Source organism: Pseudactinotalea terrae (assembly GCF_009733845.1).
Taxonomy (GTDB): domain Bacteria; phylum Actinomycetota; class Actinomycetes; order Actinomycetales; family Beutenbergiaceae; genus Pseudactinotalea; species Pseudactinotalea terrae.
On sequence record NZ_WNXZ01000005.1, the window covers coordinates 84197 to 104681 of the forward strand.

General features: G+C 70.4%; 18 protein-coding genes and 1 pseudogene. 13 read left to right on the forward strand and 6 right to left on the reverse strand.

Features of this window, described 5'->3' with window-relative positions:
- Positions 1-20 precede the first annotated feature (20 nt).
- A pseudogene (locus GPA03_RS22915) lies at positions 21-353 on the reverse strand (DUF5615 family PIN-like protein).
- The gene (locus GPA03_RS15835) at positions 350-568 is read right to left on the reverse strand and encodes a DUF433 domain-containing protein (RefSeq protein WP_156253009.1); all 219 of its coding nucleotides are present in this window, start codon (positions 566-568) and stop codon (positions 350-352) included. Before GPA03_RS15835 ends, GPA03_RS22915 begins: the two are co-directional and overlap by 4 nt.
- Before the next feature lie 489 nt (positions 569-1057).
- Between GPA03_RS15835 and GPA03_RS15840 the strand changes: the two genes are divergently transcribed.
- The gene (locus GPA03_RS15840) at positions 1058-1432 is read left to right on the forward strand and encodes a PQQ-binding-like beta-propeller repeat protein (RefSeq protein ID WP_156253010.1); all 375 of its coding nucleotides are present in this window, start codon (positions 1058-1060) and stop codon (positions 1430-1432) included.
- Between the two features lie 43 nt (positions 1433-1475).
- Positions 1476-2771 carry an outer membrane protein assembly factor BamB family protein gene (locus tag GPA03_RS15845; protein ID WP_156253011.1) on the forward strand — a complete coding sequence of 432 codons (1296 nt, stop codon included), beginning with the start codon at positions 1476-1478 and terminating at the stop codon, positions 2769-2771.
- A 4-nt stretch (positions 2772-2775) separates the two neighbouring features.
- On the opposite strand, the gene GPA03_RS15850 is transcribed toward GPA03_RS15845, so the two are convergent.
- From GPA03_RS15850 to GPA03_RS15860, 3 genes are all read right to left on the reverse strand, one after another.
- Positions 2776-4905, reverse strand: coding sequence for an FAD-binding protein (locus tag GPA03_RS15850; RefSeq protein ID WP_241681338.1), 2130 nt, complete (start codon positions 4903-4905; stop codon positions 2776-2778).
- Between the two features lie 116 nt (positions 4906-5021).
- Positions 5022-5813 carry a 3-ketoacyl-ACP reductase gene (locus tag GPA03_RS15855; RefSeq protein ID WP_156253012.1) on the reverse strand — a complete coding sequence of 264 codons (792 nt, stop codon included), beginning with the start codon at positions 5811-5813 and terminating at the stop codon, positions 5022-5024.
- Between the two features lie 204 nt (positions 5814-6017).
- Positions 6018-6743, reverse strand: a complete 726-nt coding sequence (locus GPA03_RS15860) for a GntR family transcriptional regulator (protein WP_162458403.1) — start codon at positions 6741-6743, stop codon at positions 6018-6020.
- A gap of 162 nt (positions 6744-6905) precedes the next feature.
- Between GPA03_RS15860 and iolC the strand changes: the two genes are divergently transcribed.
- The 11 genes from iolC (at position 6906) to GPA03_RS15915 (ending at position 18802) form a co-directional block, all read left to right on the forward strand.
- Complete coding sequence (gene iolC, locus GPA03_RS15865; RefSeq protein ID WP_156253014.1) at positions 6906-7871, forward strand: 5-dehydro-2-deoxygluconokinase; 966 nt, start codon at positions 6906-6908, stop codon at positions 7869-7871.
- Positions 7868-8746, forward strand: a complete 879-nt coding sequence (locus GPA03_RS15870) for a Cgl0159 family (beta/alpha)8-fold protein (RefSeq protein WP_156253015.1) — start codon at positions 7868-7870, stop codon at positions 8744-8746. Before iolC ends, GPA03_RS15870 begins: the two co-directional genes overlap by 4 nt.
- Before the next feature lie 98 nt (positions 8747-8844).
- Positions 8845-9744 (forward strand): 5-deoxy-glucuronate isomerase, encoded by a 900-nt coding sequence (gene iolB / locus GPA03_RS15875; protein ID WP_156253016.1) that lies wholly within the window; start codon positions 8845-8847, stop codon positions 9742-9744.
- Positions 9745-9746: 2 nt separating this feature from the next.
- Complete coding sequence (gene iolD, locus GPA03_RS15880) at positions 9747-11657, forward strand: 3D-(3,5/4)-trihydroxycyclohexane-1,2-dione acylhydrolase (decyclizing) (protein WP_156253234.1); 1911 nt, start codon at positions 9747-9749, stop codon at positions 11655-11657.
- Positions 11654-13171, forward strand: a complete 1518-nt coding sequence (locus GPA03_RS15885; RefSeq protein ID WP_156253017.1) for a CoA-acylating methylmalonate-semialdehyde dehydrogenase — start codon at positions 11654-11656, stop codon at positions 13169-13171. The genes iolD and GPA03_RS15885 overlap by 4 nt, the downstream gene beginning before the upstream one ends.
- 6 nt (positions 13172-13177) lie before the next feature.
- Positions 13178-14179, forward strand: a complete 1002-nt coding sequence (gene iolG / locus GPA03_RS15890) for an inositol 2-dehydrogenase (protein WP_156253018.1) — start codon at positions 13178-13180, stop codon at positions 14177-14179.
- Positions 14176-15036 carry a TIM barrel protein gene (locus GPA03_RS15895; RefSeq protein WP_156253019.1) on the forward strand — a complete coding sequence of 287 codons (861 nt, stop codon included), beginning with the start codon at positions 14176-14178 and terminating at the stop codon, positions 15034-15036. The genes iolG and GPA03_RS15895 overlap by 4 nt, the downstream gene beginning before the upstream one ends.
- A gap of 147 nt (positions 15037-15183) precedes the next feature.
- On the forward strand, positions 15184-16101 hold the full coding sequence (locus tag GPA03_RS15900; protein WP_156253020.1) for an ABC transporter ATP-binding protein: 918 nt from the start codon (positions 15184-15186) through the stop codon (positions 16099-16101).
- Between the two features lies 1 nt (position 16102).
- A complete protein-coding gene (locus tag GPA03_RS15905; protein WP_156253021.1) occupies positions 16103-16843 on the forward strand; it encodes an ABC transporter permease in 741 nt (246 codons plus the stop codon).
- A 28-nt stretch (positions 16844-16871) separates the two neighbouring features.
- On the forward strand, positions 16872-18173 hold the full coding sequence (locus tag GPA03_RS15910) for a sensor histidine kinase (RefSeq protein ID WP_156253022.1): 1302 nt from the start codon (positions 16872-16874) through the stop codon (positions 18171-18173).
- On the forward strand, positions 18170-18802 hold the full coding sequence (locus GPA03_RS15915) for a response regulator (protein ID WP_156253023.1): 633 nt from the start codon (positions 18170-18172) through the stop codon (positions 18800-18802). The genes GPA03_RS15910 and GPA03_RS15915 overlap by 4 nt, the downstream gene beginning before the upstream one ends.
- A 58-nt stretch (positions 18803-18860) precedes the next feature.
- Here the strand turns inward: GPA03_RS15915 and GPA03_RS15920 are convergent, their stop codons facing one another.
- Complete coding sequence (locus GPA03_RS15920) at positions 18861-20477, reverse strand: hypothetical protein (protein WP_156253024.1); 1617 nt, start codon at positions 20475-20477, stop codon at positions 18861-18863.
- Positions 20478-20485: the final 8 nt, after the last annotated feature.

Genomic DNA, 20485 nt, shown 5'->3' on the forward strand with positions numbered 1-20485 from the left:
GCCGAAGTTCGGTGGCGGCACTACGACAGCACGAGCAAAGCCTCATCGGGATCTGCGACGAACGTCGCAATCGTTGGACGAGCATCCCGCAACACATCTGCGACGGTTGCAGATGTGCTGTTCCCGACGCGTACCCAGACGACCTTCGGCGGCGCACCAAAGAGAAAGGCGAGTTGCGCGAAGTCGTTGTCTTTGGACACAAGCACCAGCTCATGCTGAGCCGCGTACTGCTAGACAGCCCGGTCGTCCGCGGTGTCCAGTCCCACAACAGCAACGTGGGTGGAGTCGGGATATTCCGCTTCCAAGGTCCCGACCAGCTTGCGTGACAAGTTCTGGTCGAACAGCAATCTCACGCTGACGCGAGCCGCCGCTCGCGCAGAGCAGCAAACTCGATTGCTGCTCGTACGTGATTGGCGGTGAGCTCCGGAAACTCCTCGACGATCTGCTCGGTGGTCATTCCCGAAGCCAGGTACTCAAGCACATCACCGACAGTGATCCGCGTCCCGACGAACCGAGGCTTGCCACCACGAACCCCTGGCGTGCTGTCGATCAGCGACAAGTTGCTCATGGCACCAGGGTACGCCTGATGAGATTCGCCATTCGCGGTCGAGGGCGTGGCCATGGGCGGCGACAGCGGCCGCACTCGTGCTGGTGGGCGCCCTGAACGCTGCCACGATCGACACCGATGGCGGCACACGGGGTCCGCCGCCCTACCCGGGCGCACTGGCCGCCATACCCACGGCCCACGGCATGCTGATCATCGCGGCCACCGAGAGTGTCGACGAGGACGTCGTGCACATCGAGGAGGACGGATCCGAGCGCTGGCGAGTCAGCGCAGACGCGGTGCCGACGGAGAACGGACCGCAGTGGGTGCCGCTGAACGTCAGCGACGAGCTGGGAGCTTCCGGGCGGCGCGAAGATCGAGTTCACGGCCGACGGCACGATGGTGCTGCACACCAGCGACCGGCAGATCTCGCTAGGACTCCACGAGTCGCTGATCCCCTTCGAGGACGACTTCGGCGGCCCTGTCATGGTGCAGTAGATCTCGAACGAGGTCTTGACCGCGTCGCGACGCGTCGACCAGGCCGAGCTGTGGCACGTGGCCACCCCGACCTGTCACCCGGTCGCGCGCTTGCGCGGCACCATCGCCACGCAGTGCTGGGAGGTCTCCCACGAGCAGATCGTCGTGCTCGATGTCGTCACCGGCGAGACGCGGTGGGAACTGCCGAATGCGAGCGTCGTCGCCGCGAGCGAGGACACGCTCCTGGTGTTCGATCACACCCAGGGCATCCTGCTCGGGATCGACTCGTCAGATGGCTTGGCTCGATGGTCCCTTCCCATGCCGATCGATGGCTACCCCTACGTGATGTCCATCTCCGACGGGATCCTCGTGATCGGCGAGGACAACCTGTCCCGGTTGCGATGGGGCTGACAGACCTGGGGACAGGACAAGGGCGAGGCGGGAGAATCGACCCATGTCCGCCGTCGAGGAGTTCGAGCTCGCTGAGCCGGACGACGACGGCGGCGCTCCCCCGCCGCGAACGGGTCGCCGTCGGGCCTCCCAGCCTTTGCCATGGATCCTGACGGCGCTCGCGCTCGTCGGCATCGGGGCCGCCAATTCGGGCCCCGTCCCGATCTCCTACGGCGCAGGCAGCGGACCGGACATCGGCCTGTTCGACCTCGACATCCGGACCGAGCCCAGCACGGTCTGGACCACCGAGCTGCGGTTCCCGGAGGTCGTGCTGGCGGAGGGAGACCGAGCCGTCGTGGTCGAGGACGACGACGGTGCCGGCCGGAGCGTCCTCGGCCTCGACCTCGCGAACGGCGCCGAGGTGTGGCGCTACTACGACCGGGGCTACACGTGCACCTGGGGAACCTCGATCGGGTGCGTCGACAGCCCCGGCTCGCCGGGCGCGGTGCTGGTGCTGATCGACATCTCCGACGGCAGCCGCCACACCCGCCTGTACCCGCGTGCCGTGGCGGTGGTGGCCACAGAAGACGACGCGGTCGTCATCCAGGCATCGGATGCACCGTCGGAGTCCGTGGCGCTGATCGAGGCTGACGGCTCGGAGCGCTGGCGGGTCGAGCTCGATGTCGTGGAGGGCACGACTGCCCCGTTCTGGACCCAGCTCGCGGTGGTCAACGACAGGGTGGAGATCTACAACACGGCCAGCTCGATCGAGATCGCGACCGGGGCGGTCTCGCCCATCACGCGCTGGACCCTCCACGACGACGTCGACGTCGAGATCGGCAGTGCCGCCAGCCCCGAGCTCGTCGTTCACACGCCAGTGGGCAGAGTCCCGCTGCAGCGGGACGAGATCCTGATCCCCTACGACGACGATCTCGGCGGCGCGGTCGCCCTCAGCCAGGATCCCACCGGCAGGCTCATCGCCACCCTGCGCGCCGACGGGACCGAGCTCTGGCGCATGCCGTCATCGCACGACGGGTGCCGCCCGGTCGCGAGACTGCAGGGCGCGTTGGTGACACCGTGCTGGGGCGAGACCGCCGAGCGCGTCGTCGGGTGGGACCTGCGCAGCGGCAACGAGCTGTGGAGCCTCAGCGCACCGACCTTCGCGCTCGCCGCGACCCGGGACAACATCCTCATGCTGAACTATGTCGAGGGCACCCTGTTCGCGCTCGACCCTCTCGACGGCTCGCAGGACTGGACCGCCCCGCTGCGTGTCGACGATGCGTCCAACCTCGTCGCGCTGTCGAACGGCGTCCTCCTGTCCACCCACACCTCCGTCGTCCGGCTGCTCTGGGACAGGTAGCGCGTCAGTACACGTTCCCGTGCTCACGGAAGTCGCGCCAGACGTTCTCGAAGAAGTCGTCATCGGCGGGGATCGGCCGCACCGGGCGCCAGGTGAACGCAGGTCGGCCGGCCGGGTCGTCGGCGTCGGCGGCGTACGCAGCCTCCTGGACCTCGCCGTCGAGCGCACCGCCGTCAAGGGCGAACCGGAAGATCTCCGGCAGGTCGAGCGGTTCCTCGGCGTTGTCGCCGTAGCCGACCTGCGGGAGGTCACCTGAAGGATCGGTGTAGAGCACCGAGCCTCGTGAGCGGCCTCCGTGTGTCACGTAGTCCTTCATCGCGCTCAGGTACACATACGCCGTGACGAGGATGTCCCGCACCAGGAAGGTGCGATTGATCGATCGGCGCGAACCCCCGTCGGCGCTGACGAGATCGCCGTAGCCGGCGAGCCACTCGTGCACCTGCGCGAGGGCTTCATCGATCGAGCCGGCGCTTCGCACCGGACCGGCCTTCTCGCTCATCAGGGCCTGCACGTCGCTGAGCAGGTCACCGGTGTTGTCAGGGCTTCCTGAGGCCGCACGCTCGGTCGCCCGCGCGACCAGCTCGACGGCGTCGCTCACCACCGGCGCGGCCGCCTGGGTGAAGGCGGACTCATCGATCGGGTCGTCGGTGCGAGCCGCGGAGACATACCGGGCGGCGCGAGTAGCACCCACCTGACCGGAGTTGAGAGCAGCGCCACCGGGCCGATACACGCCGTGCGCTCCCCCGGCCTCACCGACCGGGAAGAAGCCCGGCACGTTCGACTGCCACCAGGCGTCCACGAGCAGGCCGCCGTTGTTGTGCTGCGCGCACACGTCGACCTCGAGCATCTCCTTCTCGAGGTCCACGTACGGGTTCTTGCCGAGGTAGAACTGGTAGGCAGGCTCGTTCATCCGGCGCAGCCGCTCGATCGGGGTGCCGAACAGCACTCCCGCGCGGTCGAGGTACTCGTAGGCCTCGGGCGCCAGGGCTGAAGGATCGAACTCCGGCTGCACCGGGTTGGAGCGGAAGTCGAGGAACACCCGTCGCCCGCGCAGCACGGTCTCCTGGTAGACCAGCAGGTCGATCAGGCTCGAGCCGTCACGTGCCTTGCGGATGTCGAAGGGCCACTGATAGCCCTTCAGGAACACGAGCGACATCATGCGGCCGTAGTCGCCGATCGTCTCGGTGAGGAACTCGCGCTCGTCGTTGCCGTCGGCATCGGTGGACACGAAGCGTGGGATCACCTGCATGTAGGTGCCCGAGACGTTCCATCGCGGCTTGATGGACGCGAGCCCGAACTGCCACTCGGTGAGGTTCTTGCCGTGCACGCCGGCGCGGTAGGCGGCACCGCTCGCACCCCACTGCCCGTTGGGGAACACCCGGGTGGCGTAGATGCCTGCCGGGCCACCGGTCGCGTACACGATGTTGGTGCAACGGAACAGCAGGTAGGGGCTCTGGTCGGGGCCCGGCCTCACGTCGGTGCGGAACACGAGAAGACCGGCGATCTCGCCGTCGGCTCCTCGGATCAGGTCGACCACGCGGCACTCGTCGTACACCGGGGTGCCGTTGCGGGCCACCTTCTTCTCGAGCTGGGCCACCATCGAGCGCGAGGTGTACGGCCCCACCGAGGTGGCCCGGCGGCGCGGGTCGTGGTCGGTCTTGTAGCCGATGAACTCGCCGTACCGGTTCTGCGGGAACGGGACCCCGAGATCGCACAGCCGCAGGAAGCCACGAGCCGAGAGCGCGGCCTCGGCGAGCGCGTTGTCGCCGTCCATCGCGCCGCCGGAGAACAGCGTGTGCGCCATCTCGTGGACGGAGTCGTCGTCACCGCCCGAGAGCGTCAGCTTGTAGTAGGTCTGCTTGTCGCTGCCCGCGTTGCGCGAGGAACCCGCATTGATCTTGTCGGCGACCATCACGACGTCGGTCTGGCCGAACTCCCAGAGCCGGTCCGCGGCGCAGTAGCCCGCGGACCCGGTCCCGACCACCACGGTGTTCGCCACCACGACCGGGATCTCGTGCTCCCCGAAGCGGATCGTCGGCGCCGCGTCCGGGTCGCCGAAGACGACCTGGTCGGCCTTCTCCAGGTGCGCCGGCTCCAGGCCGGGGTTGGCGTCGCCGTCAAGTGGCGTGGTCACTGGGAACTCTCCTCCTGCTGACGCTGAGATCGCACATCCACGGTGAGATCGCACTCCGCGTGGTGCGATCTCACCGTGGATGTGCGGTCTCGAGGCTCGGGGGTGGGGCGCATGGGCTAGAGCGTGGGGATCTGCATGCCGCCGCCGACCGTGATGACATCACCGGTCGAGTACGGCATCCGCTTCGCGGCGAGCTGGACGACGGCGCCCGCCACGTCCGCAGGGGTCCCCCACCTGGGCATGGGTGCGAGCCCGCCCGCGAACAGCTCGTCGTACTTGGCCTGCACCCCGGCGGTCATGTCGGTGGCGATCACCCCGGGGCGCACCTCGTACACGAGGATCCCCTCGGGGGCCAGGCGCACGGCCCACAGCTGGGTGGCCATCCCCACGCCGGCCTTCGAGATGCAGTACTCGCCGCGGTTGGTGCTGACGGCGGTGGCCGAGATCGAGGACACGTTGACGATGGTGCCCAGCGGTTCCGGCGGTAGCCCGGCTGCGCCATCCACATCTCCTCGCTGGGCGATCATGGCGTTCGCGACACGCTGGGTGAGGAAGTACGGCCCGCGCAGGTTGATGCCGAGCACGCGGTCGAAGCTCTCGGCCTCGGCCTCGAGGATGTCGGCGCGCACGCTGGGAGCGACACCGGCGTTGTTGACCAGCAGGTCGATCCGGCCCCACCTCTCGAGGGCGGCGTCGACGTAGCGGCCGTGGTCCTCGAGCTCGGCGACCGAGCCGCGCACGTAGATGACGTCACCCTTCTCGCGCAGGCTCGCCATCAGCTCGGCCGGCTCCTCACGGGTGGCGAGGATGGCAACGGCGTACCCCTCGGCCAGCAGAGCCTCGGTGATGCCGAGGCCGATACCGCGGTTCCCTCCGGTGACGAGGGCGACGGGTCGTTCGCTGGGCACGGGCGCTCCTTGGGGTGGCAGGACGGATCGCTTCCAGTGTGCCCGACGGCGACCGATCCGGCAAGCGCTTTCCGTAGGCTGTTGCAGAGGGCGGGCAGTGGCTCATGGCTGCCATCGACCGGCGACGTCACCCACCGACCGCCCACGATCTCGACCGGCCCCACCTGCGCACCGAGGCCGGCGTCGGGCTGCGCCGGCCGCGAGTCAGCGCGAGAAGAGCGTGGTCTCGAAGGAGTACCGAGACGACCGGTAGATGTGGTGACCGACCTCGACGACGCGACCGGCGTCGTCGTACGCGACCCGGTCGGCGGTGAGCAGCGCGGCCCGAGGCGACTCCTCGAGCATGCGGGACTCGGCGGCGCTGGCGGTGCGGGCACCGATCCGCTGCTTCGCCACCGCGGGCTGGCAGCCGCGTGCGCGCAGGCACTCGTACAGGCCCGTGCGCTCGAGGTCGTCGGCGGTCGGCGCCAGCTCCTCCGGCAGGTGGTTGCAAAGCACGGCGATCGGGTCGTCGCCGGCGAGCCGGAGCCGCTTGATCGTCACGATCGGCGAGCCGACGGCGATCTCGAGCTCCTCGGCCTCCTCGGCGCTCGCCCGGTGCTGCTGCCACTCGAGCGTGCGGGTGGTGGGTGTCTGGCCGCTGCCCTCGAGGTCGTCGTAGAGGCTGGTCAGGCCGACCGGCCGGTGGATCTGCGTGGGCGCCACCTGCGTGCCGACCCCACGGCGGCGGACCAGCAGCCCGCGGTCGACGAGCGACTTCAGGGCCTGGCGCGCGGTCGGTCGCGAGATGCCCAGTCGCTGCGCGAGAGCGATCTCGTTCTCGAGCGGAGCTCCGGGCGTGAGCAGGCCACCATGGATGGCTGCCTCGATCGCCGAGGCCAGCTGGTGGTACAGCGGCACCGGGCTGTTGCGGTCCAGGTCGAAACGCATCGGCGCGTCCACGGCTTCCCCCTCCATCGCTCTGATCCGCACAGGCTACCGCGAGCTTCGGCCGTATGAAAGAATGTCCTGACATACGCTTGCGCGGAAGTGCACGACACGGCAGGCTCAGCAGCACTGGCACCGCAGGCCCACAGGGAAGAAGGAAACCGTATGAGTCACCCCGCCGCCGGCCTCGATGTGCTGACGATGGGACGCAGCGGCGTCGATCTGTACCCGCTGCAGATCGATGTCGGACTCGAGGACGTGACCTCGTTCGGCAAGTTCCTGGGTGGCAGCCCGACCAACGTCGCCGTCGCCGCAGCTCGGCACGGTCGCTCCGCAGCGGTGGTGACCGGCGTGGGCGACGACCCGTTCGGCATCTACGTGCGACGCCAGATGCGCGAGCTCGGCGTCGACGACAGCCTCGTGGTGGTCGACCCGATCCTGCACACCCCGATCACCTTCTGCGAGATCCACCCGCCGGACGACTTCCCGCTGTGGTTCTACCGCGAGCCCAGCGCGCCCGACCTGCAGATCACAGCCGAGCACGTGCGCGCCCACGCCGAGGCCGTCACCGCGGCGAGCCTGTTCTGGATGACGGTGACCGGGCTGTCGGTCGAGCCCAGCCGCGCGGCGCACCACGCGGCGCTCGAGATCCGCGGCAAGCGCACCCACACGGTCCTCGACCTCGACTACCGGCCCACCCTGTGGGCGGACGAGAGGACGGCGCGTGCCGCCGTCGGCGAGATCCTCGGAGATGTGACCGTCGCCGTCGGGAACCGCGAGGAGTGCGCGATGGCGATCGGTGAGACCGAGCCGGAGCGGGCGGCGGCGGCGCTGCTCGAGGCGGGCGTCGAGCTCGCGATCGTCAAGATGGGTCCGCGCGGCGTGCTCGCCGCGACAGCCGACGAGCAGGTGGTGGTCGAGGCCAGCAGGGTCGAGGTCCTCAACGGGCTCGGCGCCGGCGACGGCTTCGGCGGCGCGCTCTGCCACGGCCTCCTGAGCGGCTGGGACCTGCACCGGATGATCTCGTTCGCCAGCGCCGCGGGTGCGATCGTCGCCTCGCGGCTCGAATGCTCCACCGCGATGCCGACGACGACCGAGGTCGAGCAGCTGATGACCGGCGCCGACGTATGAGCATCGCGTCTGCGCAGGGCACCGCCTCGATCACCGAGATCCGGCGGGACAACCCTGGCCTCATCGCCGAACGGCTGCGCGAGCGCCCGCGGTTCCCCGGGTTCGCGGGCATCGACAAGCTGCTGGTCATCGCCGCCGACCACCCGGCTCGCGGCTCCCTCTCCGTGGGCGGCGACGCGCGCGCGATGGCCGACCGGCACGACCTGCTGCGCCGCATCCAGATCGCGGTCTCGCGGCCCGGAGTCCATGGCTTCCTCGGCACCGCCGACCTGATCGAGGAGCTCGCGCTGCTCGGAGCGCTCGACCACAAGCTCGTGCTCGGTTCGATGAACCGCGGCGGCATCGCCGGGACCACGTTCGAGCTCGACGACCGCTTCAGCGGCTACGACGCGCGCGGTGTCGCAGACGCGGGGCTCGACGGCGGCAAGATGCTGCTGCGCATCGACCCCGACGACGCGGCCAGCGTCGCGACCATGGAGGCCTGCGCGCGCGCCGTCGACGAGCTGGCCGAGCGTGGTCTCATCGCTCTGGTGGAGCCGTTCTGGAGCACCCGCGTCGAGGGCAAGGTCCGCAACGACCTGACTCCTGATGCGGTGATCCGCTCGATCACGATCGCGTCGGGCCTGGGCCGCACCTCCGCGTACACGTGGTTGAAGCTGCCGGCCGTCGAGGAGATGGACCGGGTTCTCGCCGCCACCACGATGCCCACGCTGCTGCTCGGCGGCGAGGTCGGTCCCGGCGACCCGAGCGACCAGCCGTGGCGAGCCGCTGCCGCGGCACCGGGCGTCGCCGGTCTCGCGGTCGGCCGCTCGCTGCTGTACCCGCCCGACGGCGATGTCGCCGCGGCGGTGGACGAGGCTGTGGGGTTGTTGTGAGCGCACCAGCGAGTGAGGACCGGAGCGGAGCGAGGACCGGAGCGAGCGTCGGTGCGCGACCAGAGAGCGTTGTGAGTGACGGTGCGCGAGAGGGAGCTGTGAGCAACCAGTACGTGATGCGGGCACACTCGAGTGGCGACCAGGGCGTCGTCGCCTCGGTCACGCCGGAATCGGCCGGCTGGCGCTACTCGGGCGTGGAGGTTCGCGATCTCGACGCCGGGGCCGCCCACACCTGGGAGCTCGCGACCGACGAGGCCGGGCTGCTGCCGCTGCGCGGAGACCTGCGGGCCGTGGTGACGGCCGCCGACGGCGAGCGCACCGAGATCGACCTTGCGGGGCGTGCGCGCGTGTGGGACGGGCCGGTGGACTTCGCCTACCTGCCGCTGGGCAGCCATGTCGAGGTCACCGCCGGCGCAGCCGGCGCGCGGCTGGCCCTCACCCGGGCGCGCGCCGAGCAGCGCCTCGCGGTGCAGGTGCTGCGGGCGGCGGAGGTGCCCACCCTGCTGCGCGGTGCCGGCTCCTGCAGCCGGCAGGTGCACAACTACACGATCGGGAGCAGCATCGAGGTGGAGCGGATGCTGGTGTGCGAGGTCTACACGCCCGGCGGCAACACCTCCGGCTACCCGCCGCACAAGCACGACACCCACAGCGACGACGAACGCGAGCTCGAGGAGCTCTACTACTTCGAGGTGGCCGACACCCCGGGTGGGCCGGGCATGGCCTACCACCGCAACTACGGCACCCCCGAGCGCCCGATCGACGTGCTCGCGGAGGTCCGTAGCGGTGACGTCGCGCTCGTGCCGCACGGCTACCACGGGCCGTCGATGACCCTGCCGGGCGTCGACCTGTACTACCTGAACGTGATGGCCGGGCCCGCAGGAGACGGCGAGTGGCTGATGGTCGACGACCCGGCGTGGGCATGGTTGCGCGCGTCGTGGGAGGGCCAGCCGGTCGACCCTCGACTCCCCTTCACCGATAGCTTGGAGACAGGACAGTGAGCGTGCAGCAGACGGTGAGGCTGACGGTCGGGCAGGCGCTCGTCCGGTACCTCGCGCACCAGTGGACCGAGCGGGACGGCGTGCGGACGCGCATGTTCGCCGGATGTTTCGGGATCTTCGGGCACGGCAACGTCGCAGGCTTCGGCCAGGGTCTGCTGCAGTCCTTCACCGAGGCACGTGAAGCGGGCGTGCCCGCAGGCGAGCGCGGTCCGGACGAGCTCGGTTACTACCTCGCGCGCAACGAGCAGAGCATGGTGCACTCTGCTGTCGGGTTCGCCCGCGCCTCGATGCGCACGCAGATGATGGCGTGCACCGCCTCGATCGGGCCCGGCTCCACCAACATGCTCACCGGTGCGGCGCTCGCGACGATCGACCACATCCCGGTGCTGCTGCTGCCCTCGGACGTGTTCGCGAACCGCGTGCCCGATCCGGTGCTGCAACAGCTCGAGCTCCCGACCGGGCCGGACGTCACGGTCAACGACGCCTTCCGACCCCTCTCGCGGTACTTCGACCGCATCTGGCGACCCGAGCAGCTGATCGCGAGCGCACCGCAGGCGATGCGCGTGCTCGCCGACCCGGCCGAGACCGGCGCCGTGACGCTGTGCCTGCCGCAGGACGTGCAGGCGCAGGCCCATGACTGGCCGGTGGAGTTCTTCGCCGACCGCGTCTGGCACATCGGCCGCCCCGTGCCGCAGCCCGACGCCCTCGACCGCGCTGTCGAGGCGATCCGGTCGGCGCGCCGGCCGTTGCTGGTCGCCGGCGGTGGTGCCGTGTACTCGGGCGCGAGCGAGGCGCTGACGGCGTTCGCGGACGCTACCGGGATCCCGGTCGCCGACACCCAGGCCGGCAAGGGCGCGATCTCGTGGGATCACGCAGCCTCGGTCGGAGGTCTGGGCTCCACCGGGGCGAGCAGCGCCAACGCCCTCGCCGCGCAGGCAGATGTCGTCATCGGCGTGGGCACCCGCTACACCGACTTCACCACCGCGAGCCACACGGTGTTCGGCCCGGATGCCCGGTTCGTCAACATCAACGTCGCAGGCTTCGACGCCGCCAAGCACGGTGCCGAGATGGTCGTTGCCGATGCCCGTACCACGCTCGAGGCGCTCGTCGACGCCCTGGCGGGGTACGCCGTCGAACCCTCGTACGCCACCGAGATCGCCGAGGCTCGCGCACAGGCCCAGCGGGTGGTGGACGACTGCTACGGGGTCGTCCACCACCCGCTGCCTGCGCAGACCGCGGTCATCGGCGTGCTGAACGACGTCGTCACCAGCAGCGACGTGCTGATCAACGCCGCCGGCTCGGCACCGGGCGACCTGCAGCAGCTGTTCCGTGCGTCGCGAGCGGGCCAGTACCACCTCGAGTACGGCTACTCCTGCATGGGGTACGAGATCCCGGCAGCGATGGGCGTCAAGCTCGCGCGGCCGGACGCCGAGGTCTACGCGCTCGTCGGCGACGGCGGCTACCAGATGGCCCCGCAGGAGCTCGCGACGCTCGTGTCCGAAGGCATCAAGGTGATCGTCGTGCTCGTGCAGAACCACGGCTTTGCCTCGATCGGGGCGCTCTCGGAGTCCCGCGGCTCCGAGCGGTTCGGCACCGCCTACCGCACGCGCAACGCCGAGACGGGACTGCTCGACGGCGGAGCGGACCCGGTCGATCTGGCCGCCAACGCGGCCAGCTTCGGTGCGGACGTGCTCACCCCCACCGGCCTCGACGAGCTGCGCTCCGCGCTCGCGCAGGCACGCAAGTCCGACCGCACCACCGTCGTCGTCATCGAGACCGATCTCGAGGGACCGAACCCGCCCGGCACCGCCTGGTGGGACGTCCCGGTCAGCGAGGTCTCGACCCTTCCCTCCACCCAACGCGCCCGTGAGACGTACGAGCACGACAGAAAGAACCAGAGGTACTACCTGTGACCGCCACCTCCACCGACACCACCCTCGTCGCCCACTGGATCGACGGCGCCGCCACCTCGGTCGACGAGGCTCGGACGGCACCGGTGTTCAACCCCGCGACCGGTCGCGAGATCGCCCGTGTGGCGCTCGCCGACCAGGCGGAGATCGACGCCGCCGTCAGCGCCGCCGTCACCGCGCAGGAGGCGTGGGGCGCGCTCTCGCTCGGCAAGCGCGCGGCCGTGCTCTTCGCGTTCCGGGAGCTGCTGGCCTCCCATGCCGACGAGCTCGCGCGCATCATCAGCCGTGAGCACGGCAAGGTGGTCTCCGACGCTCGGGGCGAGGTGGCGCGCGGCCTCGAGGTGGTCGAGTACGCCTGCGGGTTGCCGCAGCTGATGAAGGGTGAGCTGAGCGACGAGGCCGCCACCGGCATCGAGGTCTTCACGACCCGCGAGCCGCTCGGTGTCGTGGTGGGCATCACGCCCTTCAACTTCCCCGCGATGGTGCCCCTGTGGATGTCGCCGATGGCGATCGCCACGGGGAACGCCTTCATCTTGAAGCCCTCCGAGCGCGACCCGTCAGCGGCGAACGTGCTCGCACGCCTCTGGCAGCAGGCCGGCCTGCCCGACGGCGTGTTCAGCGTGCTGCACGGCGACAAGGACGCCGTGACGGCGCTGATCGAGCATCCGGACGTGGCCGCGGTCTCGTTCGTGGGCTCGACGCCGATCGCGAGGTCCGTGCACGCCGCAGCGACCGCAGCAGGCAAGCGCGTGCAGGCGCTCGGCGGCGCCAAGAACCACGGCGTCATCCTCGCCGACGCCGACCTCGAGGACGCGGCTGATCACCTCACCGCTGCCGCCTTCGGCTCCGCGGGTGAGCGCTGCATGGCGCTGTCGGTCGCGGTCGTGGCCGAGGAGATCGCCGACGAACTGGTGGCCCTGCTCGCCGAGCGTGCGCGCGCCGTCAAGGTCGCACCGGGCGACCAGCCCGACTCCGACATGGGCCCGGTCATCACGGCCGCTGCCAAGGAGCGCATCGAGGGCCTCATCGGCTCCGCGGAGCGCGAGGGCGCCGATCTCGTGGTCGACGGTCGCGGCCTGCAGGTCGAGGGTCACGAAGAGGGCTTCTTCGTGGGTCCGACGCTGATCGACAAGGTCTCCACCGAGCACGAGGTGTACCGCGAGGAGGTGTTCGGCCCGGTGCTGGACATCGTGCGGGTCGCCGACCTCGACGAGGCGATCGCCGTCGTCAACGCCAACCCGTACGGCAACGGCACCGCGATCTTCACCGGCTCCGGTGCGGCGGCGCGTGAGTACCGGCGTCGTGTCAAGGTCGGGATGGTGGGCGTCAATGTGCCGATCCCGGTGCCGGTCGCGTGGCACTCCTTCGGGGGCTGGAAGGACTCGTTGTTCGGCGACAGCCCGATCTACGGGCCTGAGGGCGTGAGCTTCTACACCCGCCCCAAGGTCACCACGCAGCGCTGGCCCGCCCGCAGGGTCGCCGCGTCGTTCCACTTCTCCGGCGACAGCGACAAGTAGGGCGAGATGGCAGATCGACTGAGGATCGCCGTCATCGGTGCCGGGCGCATCGGTGCCGTGCACGCACGCACGATCCGTGACCACGACCGCGCCGAGCTGGTGCTGGTCGCCGACCCTGACGCCGCAGCCGCGGCGGAGCTGGCCGCCGCGCTCGGCGCCGACTCCACCGCCGACGCCGATGCCGCACTGACCAGTGACGCCGTCGACGCCGTCGTCGTGGCCTCCCCCACGCCGCTGCACGTGCCCCACACGCTGACCGCGGTGGCAGCCGGCAAGGCGGTGCTGATGGAGAAGCCGGTGGCGCTCGAGGTCGCGGCGGTCGACGCCTGCATCGAGGCCCTCGGCGAGAACGCCGGCCGCGTGATGGTCGGATTCAACCGCCGCTTCGACCCGAGCGTGGCGGAGGTCCACGCACGCGTGCAGGCCGGGCAGGTGGGCACGGTCGAGCAGGTCACGATCGTCAGCCGGGACCCGGCCCCGCCGCCGTCGGAGTACCTGAAGGTCTCCGGGGGCATCTTCAAGGACATGACGATCCACGACCTCGACATGGCGCGGCACCTGATCGGTGACATCGAGTCGGTCCATGCCGTGGGCCAGCACCTCGATCCCGAGGTGGAGGACGTCTACGACGCCGCGACCCTCACCCTCACCGCGACCTCGGGTGCGGTGGCCGTGATCGTCAACTCCCGCCACAGCGTGGCGGGCTACGACCAGCGCGTCGAGGTGTTCGGGAGCACGGGCACCCTCGAGGTCACCAACCAGCGGGCCAGCTCGGTCCGGCTGCACGACGCCTCGGGCACCGAGCAGTCGGGGCCGTTCCTGCCGTTCTTCCTCGAGCGGTACCGGCGCGCGTACGCCGCCGAGCTCGGCAGCTTCATCGAGGCCGCGCTCTCGGGGGCACCGCAGACGCCATCGATCGCCGACGGTCGCGCCGCCCTCGCGCTCGCCGAGGCCGCGGACCGGTCGGCCCGTACCGGAACCACCATCGACCTGGAGGTCGCATCATGAAGGTTGCTGGAGCCCCGATCAGCTGGGGTGTGTGCGAGGTGCCGGGCTGGGGCTTCCAGCTCGAGCCGGACCGCGTGCTGCGCGAGATGGTCGAGGTGGGGCTGACCGCCACCGAGTTCGGCCCGCAGGGCTGGCTGCCCGAGGCGCCGGCTGCCCGGGCCAGCGTGCTCGCCGACGCCGGGCTCGCCGCCGTCGGGGCGTTCGTGCCGGTGCTGCTGCACGTGGCCGAGCACGACCCGCTGCCCGGTCTGGACGCCGAGCTCGACGCGTTCGACGCCGCCGGCGGCGACGTGCTCGTGCTCGCTGCGGCGACCGGGACCGATGGCTACGACGCCCGCCCCGAGCTGTCCGCCGACGAGTGGGACCGGCTGCTGCGCAACCTCGACCGGCTCGCCATCCACGCGCGCTCGCGCGGCATCACGCCGAGCCTGCACCCGCACGTGGGCACGCTGGTCGAGTCGTTCGCCGACGTGACGCGCGTGCTCGACGGCACCGGTGTCCCGCTCTGCCTGGACACCGGCCACCTGCTCATCGGCGGCACCGACCCGGCCGAGCTCACCCGCGCCCACGCCGAGCGCATCAGCCACGTCCACGCCAAGGATGTCCGCGCCGATCTCGCCGCCCAGGTCCAGTCGGGCGCGCTCAGCTACACCGACGCCGTGCGCGCCGGCATGTACGTGCCGCTGGGAGACGGCGACGTCGACCTCCCCGCCATCGTCAGCGCCCTCACAGCGGTCGACTTCGACGGCTGGTGGGTCCTCGAGCAGGACACGATCCTGCAGACCGAGCCCGAAGGCGAGGGCCCGGTGGCCGACGTCCGCCGCAGCCTGGACCACCTCCGCTCGCTGTCGTCCTGAGATCGACGCCGCGCCCCGGGTGCTGACACCCTGGGCGCGGTGTCCTTCGCATCCACCGATCGGTGGATGCCGGGCTCCCCCGACCGCGGTCCGGAGTCATCCGGCGCTGTCGATCCGCCGAGCCGGGCGCCGCGGCAGGCTCGACGCATGACCATCATCGAAGTCGACCGGCTCACCAAGCGCTACGGCGACCGCACCGCCGTCGACGGTGTCAGCTTCACCGTGGACAAGGGTGAGATCTTCGGGATCCTCGGCCCCAACGGAGCCGGGAAGACCACCACCGTGGAGTGCATCGAGGGCCTGCGGGTCCCCGACGCGGGGAGGATCACGGTCACCGGGCTGAACCCGCAGGAGCACGCTGCCGAGCTCAAGGAACGCCTCGGCGTCCAGCTCCAGGCCAGCGAGCTGCCGGCGAAGATCACCGTGGCCGAGGCCATGCGGCTGTACTCGGCGTACTACCGCGACCCGGCCGACTGGCGGGAGCTGATCGAGGAGCTGAACCTCACCGACAAGCTGACCACGCAGTTCCGCCGCCTCTCGGGCGGGCAGAAGCAGCGGCTGTCGATCGCGCTGGCACTGGTGGGACGCCCAGAGGTAGCGGTGCTGGACGAGCTCACGACCGGGCTGGACCCGCAGGCGCGCCGAGACACCTGGGGCCTGATCGAACGGATCCGTGACCGTGGCGTCACCGTGCTGCTGGTCACCCACTTCATGGAGGAGGCGGAGCGGCTCTGCGACCGCCTGGCGGTGATCGACCGCGGCCGGCTCGTCGCTCTCGACACCCCCGCCGGACTGGTCGCTCGCGTCGAGCACGGCCAGCGGATCCGGTTCCGGCCCTCGGAGCCCTTCGACGTCGCCGCCCTGACGCGACTGGAGGAGGTCGCCTCCGTGGACTGGGCCGGTCCGCAGCTCGTCATCACGGGCACAGGCAACCTCCTGCTCGCCGTGACGACCGAGCTGGCCCGGCACCACGTCGTCGCCGGCGACCTGCGCGTCGAGCAGGTCACGCTCGACGACGCCTTCGTCGCCCTGACCGGCCGCCGCCCCATGACCGAAGGAGACTGACATGCGTGCTGTCCGCCTGCTGACCATCACCGAGACCCGACTGTTCCTGCGCGAGTGGATGAACTGGGCGTTCGTGATCGGCCTCCCGCCGGTCCTCCTGGTGATCCTCGGAGCTGTCACCGAGCTCCGGCAACCGGACCCGGAGCTCGGTGGGCTGCGTGCCATCGACGTCTACACCCCGATCCTCATCGCGATGGCCGTGTGCTTCCTGGCGTTCACCTCGCTGCCGACGGTGATCGCCGACTATCGGGCACGGGGGATCCTGCGACGGATGCGGACCACCCCTGTGCGGCCGCAGGCCGTGCTGGGGGCGCATCTGCTGATGTCTCTGATGATGTCGCTGCTGACGTTGGTGATCCTGCTGGTTGTCAGCTCCGCGACCTTGGACGTCGAGCTGCCCGCGAACCTCATCGGCTACCTCGGCACGTACCTGTTGATGGCGGCGGCCTTGTTCGCTCTCGGCCTGCTCGTCGCGGCCCTCGCTCCGAGTGGGCAGGCCGCCAGTGGGATCGGGACCGTGATGTTCTTCCCCGTGCTGTTCTTCGGCGGCCTGTGGGTCCCACGGGAGCAGATGAACGAGACCCTGCGGACCATCAGCGACTTCTCGCCGCTGGGCGCCGGAGTACAGTCGCTGCAAGACACGACCGGTGGTGACTGGCCCCAGCTGATGCCGGTGCTCGTCCTGGTCGGCTGGACGCTCGTGGCGGGCGCACTGGCGGCTCGGTACTTCCGGTGGGAGTGACGGCAGGACCACAGCGGAGGGGATGACCATGGCCATCGAAGCCGAGCTGCGCCATGCCCTCGACCGCGCTGATCGACGACGCAGGGCCGTCATGCGCGTGCTGCCGTACGCTCTGTTGGCCATCAGCCTGGCGTTCACACTGCTGCAGGCCTTCATGGACCCCGGGGTCAACGTGGTGGCGGTCGTCGCGCTGACGGTGGCAGCCACCGCGTGCATCTACCTGTTCAGCGGCCACCCGGGGGGGCACGAGAACCAGGTGCGGCGTGGGACCTTCTACGCCGCGGTGGTCGCTCTGGCCGGTGGGCTCGTGGCCGCATCACCGTGGTACGGGTTCTTCGCCTTCATGGGCTACGTCTACGCCGAGACGCACCTGCGAGGACGCTGGAAGTACGTCGGGGTGAGCGCCACGGCCGCAGTCACGTCGGCGGCGTACCTCGGTGGTTACGCGGGGCTTGCAGAGGGCCAGGCATGGCTGGCGTGGCCCCCCGTGGCACTGGTCGTCGCACTGATAGCCGCAGCGTTCCTGCGCTTCGCCGAGCAGGAGGAGCAGCGCGTCGTGTGGCAGCGGCAGTCCTTGGACGAGCTGCACGCCTCCAACGCCCAGCTCGAGCAGGCCATGCAGGACAACGCGGCCCTGCACGCCCAGCTGCTCGTGCAGGCACGTGAGGCCGGGGTCCAGGACGAGCGCCAGCGCATGGCTCGGGAGATCCACGACACCCTGGCCCAGGGACTGGCCGGCATCCTCGCCCAGCTCCAGGCGGCCGAGCAGACCCTGCGGACAGGTTCGCCGGAGCGCCGTCAGGTCACCGCCGCGATCGAGCTGGCCCGGGAGGGACTGACCGAGGCTCGGCGCACCGTGCACGCGGTCGAACCACAGGTGCTGGCCGAGTCACGGTTGCCAGAGGCCATCCAGGCGGCAGTCAGTCGCTGGTCGCAGTCGAACGGCGTCGAGGCGGCCTTGACGACGACCGGGTACGCGCGTCCGCTGCACACCGACATCGAGGTGACGCTGCTGCGCGCTGCGCAGGAGGCGCTCGCGAACGTGGCCAAGCACGCCGACGCCGGCCGGGTGGTCCTCACGCTGTCTTACATGGAGGAATCCGTCACCTTGGACGTGCTGGACGACGGCGTCGGGTTCGAGCCCGTAGCGCTGCGTGGCTCGCGCACGCGACCCCAGGATGCGGCCGCAGCCGGAGGCTTCGGCCTCACGGCGATGCGGCAGCGGGTCCAGCGACTGGCCGGGCAGCTCGAGGTCGAGTCCGAGCCGGGCGGCGGTACCGCGATCTCGGCGACCCTGCCCGCGATCCCGGCCGAGCAGGACGCAGCATGATCTCGGTGCTCATCGTCGACGACCACCCGGTGGTCCGTGACGGGCTGCGCAGCATGTTCAGCGCCGACGGTCGGTTCGAGGTGGTGGGCGAGGCAGGTGACGGCAGGCAAGCTGTTGTCGCGGCGGCCAGGCTGCAGCCCGACGTCGTGCTCATGGACCTGCGGATGCCGGGGGGAGATGGCGTCAGCGCCATCCGCGAGCTGTCTCGCCAGCAGGTGCAGAGCCGTGTGCTGGTGCTGACGACGTATGACACCGATCAGGACGTGCTGCTGGCGATCGACGCCGGAGCCACCGGATATCTGCTGAAGGACACGCCGCGGGACGAGCTGTTCCGCGCCGTCGAGGCCGCTTCTCGTGGCGAGTCGGTGCTCTCTCCCTCGGTGACCTCACGCGTGATGGGCCAGCTTCGCCAGCCATCGGCCGAACCGCTCTCGCCGCGGGAGCTGGAGGTGCTGCGACTCATCGCCGGCGGGGCGACCAATCGGCAGGCCGGCAAGCAGCTGTTCATCAGCGAAGCCACCGTCAAGACCCATCTGCTGCACATCTACGCCAAGCTCGGCGTCCACGACCGAGCTGCGGCCGTCGCCGCGGCGTTCTCCCGCGGGTACACGATGCCACCCGGGCGATGACGCCGCACTCCCTCCCGCCTGCGCGCGCCCGCCTACCGCTGAGCGCCCGCGTCGGCGCTCACTCCGACCGGAGCGTCACCCTCCACGTGGTCGGGACCGTACCCGTGAGGTACAGGCGTGGCCCGTCGAGGGCATCGGTGCCGCCCAGAAAGCTGAAGGCCTCCCCCGGCGCGTAGAAGCCGGCTGGCCCGGCCGCGGCCCCGATGGTCGTCTCGATGACGACGGCGTCGCTCCCGTTTCGCAGCTCGGCTCGTCGTCCGGTCATCCGGTAGGTCGCCTCCGATGCGCGCTCGGCACCGATGAGCTCGCCGTCACCAAGGGCGAGCTCGAGCGCCCACTGGGTCTCGGCCCCCGTCATGTCAACAGCGATCTCGAGCCCTCGCTCGAGCTGCTCCACCGCGATCTCGGTGGTCAGCCGGACCTCGTCGTACGGGCGCTCGTCGAACGCCATGGATGCGGTGAAGCGGCCGTCGTCCACGAGCCGGTAGTCGCCGTCCGCACGGCGGCGATCGGCCGGCAGCGGTCGGTAGTACCGAGCGGTGACGGACTCGTGAAGGTGTGCGACGCCGTCGTCGGCCACCTGAAGGCTCTCGGCCCGGAACGGGCCGAGACCGAAGAACACCCGCGAGAGCCGCAGCGATCGGATGACGGCGGCACCGGACCGGTACCGGAGGAAGGTGGGGTTGCCGGCGAGCCCGGAACCGACCCGACCCACGTGCGGCACGTCCGAGCCGCCGTAGACCACGGAACGGGTACGGCCTCGCGAGGCCACCAGCAGCCCGACTCCCCCGAAGTGGCGTCGGGTTGCTTCACCCATGGGCTCGATCACGGGTAGCTCGGCCGCCAGCGCGGGCTCGGCCACGAGCTCGAGCAGCGCGATCGCTGCGATCGCTCCGTCGCGCGGTTCGGAGCGCGCCGCGCCGGCTGCGCATGTCTCACAGCCGCGCACGGCGTACCGGCGTAGCTGCGTGTGGAACGCCTCGATCGGGATCCCGCTGCCCTGGTCCTGACGACGCGAGAACACGGTCTCGACCACGCCGTCAGCATCGGTGAGGTCGAGGATCGTGTGCAGGTTCCGGTGGACGATCTCGTCGAGGTCGTGGCGACCGAGCTCGTCGGCAAGCGCGAGCAGGCACGGGTTGCTCACGAACGCCGAGTAGTTGGCGCTGCGCTCGGAGTAGATGCCGTCGGCGTCGACATCCACGCCTTCGGCGAGCCACTCCTGGGCGCGTGGCACGGCACGGTCGTCGAACGATGCCAGTCGCACCAGCGCGGAGCTGATCTCCCAGCGGTGGTTGGGCGTGTGCACGCCACCGGCCACCAGCGCCGGGGCGGCAGCGGTCGCGATCCTGCGCAACCGCTCCTCGAGCTCCCTGGCCTGGGGTGCGCTCGCCCTCGGCAGCAGGCCGAGCGTGATGCCCACGTCGTTGAGCGTGAACGCGCTGTCGGGCGGCGAGTGCAGGTTGCCGTCGGAGGAGAACAGCCCGTCAGATCCCTGCAGGGCCACGAGCCGATCAGCCAGCCCGACGGCGGCCGTCACCCTGGCCTCTGAGCTCGCCCCGGGGCGTGCCGCGTCGAGCGCCACCGCCGTGGCGACGAGCCTCATCAGGGCACGGTGACCCAGCGACGGATGCTGCACCTCGTCGTCCCACCAGGTCTCGACGAGCTCGGCCATGCGGTCGG